General features: G+C 65.7%; 1 protein-coding gene. It reads left to right on the top strand.

What is annotated here, in order from left to right; genetic code table 11:
• Positions 1–253: 253 nt before the first annotated feature.
• Positions 254–5,929 (top strand): beta strand repeat-containing protein (locus ATO11_RS20835; protein ID WP_050532843.1); only part of this gene is annotated, 5,676 nt, incomplete at its 3' end.

Below are 5,929 nucleotides of genomic sequence, written 5' to 3'. Positions count from 1 at the left end.
GACACTTCTCCTTTGCAAACCCAGTGACATTTCTGAATGGTGTTTACACGATCCGTTCGATTCGGATGTTTTCCTCCGTTTTTCAGGCCGGTAGCCGGGGCGCGACAGACCGGAAACCTCGGCGCACCCATCGTTTCGGGCCCGAACGCTGGATTTTGTGAAATTTTATGCGTCACACATTCGCCTGATTACCGGTTGTTAGCAAAGCACCCGCTACTGACCCCCGGACGACTGTTCTTAATGCGGGTGATTCATGGCCTTTCGTGTCTGGTTCTTTGTTCTGGTTGGCCTCGTGTTCTGGGTTCCCCGGGCCATGGCGTTCGATGTCACGCCGACATTCACTCCGACACTGCTGCAACCGACGCAGACGACGCGATTGAGGATCAGTTTCCTCAACAGTGTCACCTCTCCCGTCACCGGGCTGACGCTGACAGACACCCTGCCTGCCGGAATGTTCGTGGCCACGCCCGCCTCGGCCGTGTCGAGTTGCGGCGGATCGGTCAGCACCAGCAACGGAGCGACCGAGGGCACGATCACCCTGACGGGCGGCACGATCCCTGCGCAGGTCGGCGACACCGCCGGCACCTGCTATATCGAGGTCAGCGTCTACGCCGCGTCCAGCGGCACCTACATCAACGAGGTTCCCGCCAACGACGCGACAGGCACGGTCGCCGGGGCGCCCACCTCGAACCCCAATCCCGGCAGCGCGACCTTCGCGGCGACGATCCAGAATATCTCGGCCTCCATGTCGCTCGATATCGGCGGCAACACGCTTCAGGGCGGCGAGACGGCGAACCGGATCATCACCCTCACCAACCCCAACGACGTGCCGCTGACGGGCGTCAGCTTCGTGCACGACCTGAACGGTGATTCGGGGTTCAACCTGAACGCCAATGGCCCGGTTTCGGGCACCTGCGGCGGCACCGGGACGATCAGCGACACGACGCCCGCCACAAGCGATTTCGACACGACCTCGGTCATCACGATCTCGGATGCGACGATTCCCGCCAACGGCCAGTGCACCATCATCTACCAGGTCGAACCGGCGCGGGACATGACCCGCACCTTCAACGACACGACGATGACCCACCAGATCAACGGCGGCGCGATCACTACCAACGAAGGCGCGACCAACCCGACCTTCAACGATCCCATCCGCACCGTTTCGGGGATCGAGGTCGACAAGACCTTCGACGGCGTCAAGAACGCCGAGCTGAACACCAACACCGCGTCGGGCGCCGACCTCGGGATCGAGATCACGAACTACAACGCGGCCCCCCTGCCCGGCTTCACGCTGACCGACACGATGCCCGCGGGGATCGTCTCCACCAACGTCTTCCGCAATACCTGCGGCGGGACCTCGTCGATCAATGGCGGGGCCGAGGTCACGGTGACCGGGGCTTCCCTTGGCGCGGCCAGCGGCGCGCCCATTCCGGGCCTGCAGGTCCAGTCCTGCAACATCGACGCGCGCGTTGAACCGTCGGTCACGGGCAACAACACCTATACGAACGTGATTGCGGCGGGTGACATCAACGGGTTCAGCCACACGGCGACGTCGGCGAACCTCGAAGTGACCGACTACATCGGGCCCGAGGACCCGCTCAGCGTCACCAAGGCGTTCCAGATGGGCAACATCTATCCGGGCGACACGCAGACGCTGACCTTCACGCTGACCAACACCTATGACGAGAACCTCCTGAATGTCAGCCTGACCGATCACCTGGTCAACAACACCTCGGCCAATGCCGGGCTGCGGATCGGTGCCGGCGGCGTCACTTCGAACACCTGCCAGGGCTCGGCCAGTGCCACGCCCAACGGCGACCTGATCTCGATCTCGGGCGTGTACCTGCCGATCGGGGCCTCCTGCCAGGTCGTGGTCGAGGTGACGATGGCGTCGGACGCGCAGAACAGCCGCACGATCTGGAACACCGTGCCGCAATCGCAGATCACCTTCGACACGGTGGACCAGACCGGGCTGAACCCGGTCGATAATGCGGCGGATTCGATCTACGTGCGCCGCCCGATCGAGCTTTACAAATCCTACGATCCGGCCTCGGTCGTGTCGGGTGGCGAAAGCCGCCTGACCCTGCGGTTCCAGCGCAATTCGCGCGCGGGGTCCACGACCAGCGACATCACGTTCTACGACGAGCTGCCTTCGGGCCATACCATCGCCGATCCCGCCAACATCCAGAACAGCTGTGGCGGTTCGGTGACGATTTCCCCCGACCGTTCGCGTGTCGACCTTGCCGGCGGCAGCCTTGGCCCGGTCGGCGGGACAACGCTTGAATGCACGCTTGTCCTGACCGTGATCGCGCCCAATTCAGTCGGATCGTCGAACAACACGGTGTTCGCGGGCCATACCACCGCCACCGATGACGGCCAGCCCGGCGCGTTCAACCAGATGGTCACCACCCGCAACCGCAGCGCCACGCTGACGCGGACACAGGGTGACCTGACCCTGACCAAGGAATTCCTGCAGCCCACCATCGCGGGCGGCCAGCCGTCGCGCGTGCGCATCACCATCGCCAACACTGCGTCCGACGCCATCGACCTGACGGGCGTTGGCATCACCGACAGCTTCGCCGGGACCGAGTTGCGGCTGGCCGACAGCGTCTCCCCGACCTTCACCAACACCTCCGGAACGCCCAATGCCGGTGGCTGTACCGGCGGCACCTTCGCGACCGTGGGCGGCGCTGGTGGGCAGATCACCCTCGCCGGGGCCGGGGTCGAAGCCGATTCCACCTGCCATTTCGAATTCAACACCACGTCGTTCTTCGGCGGCACCGTGACGAACAGCCTGCCCGCACAGGCGCTGGTATCCGACCAGGGCACGACCAACCCCGCGCCCGTGTCCGCCTCCCTCGCGGTGGAACGGGAATTCAACGTCTCCAAGGGCTTCCAGCCCGCGATCGTCGGTCCGGGCGAAACATCGCAGGCGGTGATCTCGGTCATCAACGCTTCGTCGGTCAACTTCACCGGCACGACCGGTATCCCGATGCTGGTCGACACGCTTCCTGCCGGACTCGCCATTTCCGGCACGCCGACCACCACCTGCACCGGCGCCACGGTGAGCGCGAACACGGCGTCTTCGCCGCAGGAAATCATCCTGTCGGGCGGCAGCTATCCCGCGGATACCTCCTGCACGATCTTCGCGGATGTCAGCGCGGCCGCGCCCGGTGCCTTCGTGAACACCATCCCCGCAGGCTCCCTCAGCACCGAGGAAAGCGGCACCAATGCCGACCCGGCCTCGGCCACGCTGGCGGTCATCGCGCCCCCGACCATCGCCAAGGCCTTCGGCCCCGCGTCGATCGGCAATGGCGAAACCAGCACGATCACCTTCACGCTGAGCAACCCGAACGCTGCGTCCCTGTTGCCCGCCGGCATCTCGGGCGCGACCTTCTCGGACACGATGACCAACATGGTCATCGCCGCCCCGCCCAACGTGGGCGGCACCTGCAACCCGCAGACCTATTCCGCCAGCGCCGGTGGCAGCGTCTTCTCGGTTTCCGACCTGTCGATCGCGCCAGGCGCAAGCTGCACGGTGCAGATCGACGTCACCTCCACCGTCCCCGGCTCGCATGACAACCAGGCGACCGGCATCTCCTCGGACCAGATGGCTAACCCCGGAGATCCCTCGAACATCGCCGCGCTGACCGTCGGCACGGCCTCGGTTCCGACGATCGCCAAGTCCTTCTCGGTCGATACGCTGCTGCCGGGTGAGACGGCGACCCTGCTGTTCACATTGCAGAACCCCAACGCGGGCGCGGCCAATATCGATGCCGCGGGTTTCTCCGACACGTTCCCGACATCGCCCGGCGCCATGGTCGTGGCCTCGCCCGCCAACGTCTACAGTACATGCGACGGTACCGTCGCGGACCTTGGCGGTGGCAGCGTCGATCCCGGTGATACCGGCATCCAGTTGCAGGGCGGCTTCATCGCCGGCAATGGCAGCTGCTATGTCAGCGTCGACGTGACCGTCCCGACCGACGGCACCTACACCAACACCTCAAGCGGCCTGACGACCGAGTTCGGCACCTCCGGCACCGCCTCCGACACGCTGGTCGCCGAAAGCGCGCCGACGATCCTGTCGGCCTCCGAAGGCACGCGCACCGTGCGCGAAAGCGACAATTCGCAGGTCGTGGATTCGGTACTGGGTCCGAACGACACCTTCGCCGGGCAGCAGGCCTTCGTCGGCAGCGGTGCGGCGGGCAATGTCGACATGACGATCACCGCCATCGACGCCGCCCTGTCCGTGAACACCGATACCGGCCTGATCGTCGTTGCCCCCGGCACCGGCGCGGGCACCTATTCGGTCACCTACCAGATCTGCCAGGCCGGCAATCCGTCGAACTGTGCGCCGACGCGGACCGAGTCGGTCGAGGTCGTCGTCGCCACCATCCTGGCCACGACCGACTACGCCTCGGGCAGCCCCCTGCAGGTCGAACAGGCGGATTTCGCCAAGGAACCGGGTAACGTTCTGGGATCGTCCGACCTGCTGGACGGCGTCCAGGCCACCGTCGCACCCGGCACCGGCGGCAATGTCGATCTGTCGATCCTTTCCGTCACCGGACCGTCGGGTGCATCGACCGACATCACCGTGAACGTCAATACCGGCGTGATCTCCGTGGCCGGCAGCACCCCGCAGGGTATCTATGAAATTTCGTATCAAATTTGCGAGGATGACCACGCCGACAATTGCGACACGGCCAGCGAGTTCGTCGAGGTCACCATAGTGCCCATCGCCGCCGGTGCCGAAACCGCACGCGCCGCCACCGGGTCCGACCAGTCCGTCAACGTCGGCAGCCTCCTCGGCGCAAGCGACACGCTCGACGGCGCGCCCGCCACCGTTGGGCCGGGCGCGACCGGCAGCGTCGATCTCTCCGTCGTCTCGATCACCGAGGGCGGTTCGCCCTCCGGCAACATCGCCGTCGACCTCGACACCGGCGACATGGTCGTCGCCGCCGGCACCCCGGATGGCACCTACCTGGTGACCTATCGCATCTGCGAAGAAACCAACCGAAGCAACTGCGCCACCGCAACCGAAGAGATCACCGTGACCTCGCTGGCAATCGTCGCGGGCCCGGAAGCGGACCGCACTGTCGTGGGCTCCGACGGGGCGATCGACGCAGGCCCGGCCCTGTCCTCCGCCCAGGACCGCGTCGACGGATCGGCCGCCACGCTCGGCGCATCCGGCAACGCCACCCTGTCGATCGTGCCTGGCGCGAATACCGATCCCGAACTGTCCATCGACCCGGTCACATCGCGCATCACGGTCGCGGCAGGCACGGCCGCGGGCACCTACACGATCGAATACCGGCTGTGCGACAGCACCAATTCGGACAATTGCGCGACGGCCATCGAAACGGTCATCGTGGCCGACCGCCCCATTGCTGCCGCTCCCGAGCCGGTGCAGATCGTGTACCAGTCGAACTCCGCCGTGACCGCTCCCAGCATCATCGGCGCGTCCGACCTGATCGACAGCGCGCAGGCAGTGCCGGGCTTTGGCGGCAACGTGATACTGACGACGGTCAGCGGCGATCCCCGCCTCACCCTCGACACCGAGACGGGCGAGATCGAGGTCGCGCCGAACATGCCGCTCGGTGACTTCACCCTCACCTACCGCATCTGCGACCCCGCCAATCTCGACAATTGCGCCACGGCCACGGAAACCGTCCGCATCGCGCGGCGCCCGATCACGGCAGCGTCCGAAGCCGATCGTCCGCTCTATGCCTCGACCGCGGCGCAGACCGCCGGCAGCGTGATCGGCAGCGGTGACACGCTTGACGGTTTGGCGGCGGTGCCTGGTTTTGGGGGGAATGTTGTCCTGACGTTGGGTGGCGGGTCTCCTGAGGTGAGCCTGAACGTGGCGACGGGTGATCTGGGTGTTGCGGCGGGGACGCCTCCGGGGACCTATGTTCTGGATTACAAC

This window comes from Pseudaestuariivita atlantica, from assembly GCF_001205715.1.
GTDB lineage: Bacteria > Pseudomonadota > Alphaproteobacteria > Rhodobacterales > Rhodobacteraceae > Pseudaestuariivita > Pseudaestuariivita atlantica.
The sequence above is the reverse complement of the archived record's forward strand: the minus strand, read 5'-3'. Positions and strand labels throughout refer to the sequence as shown.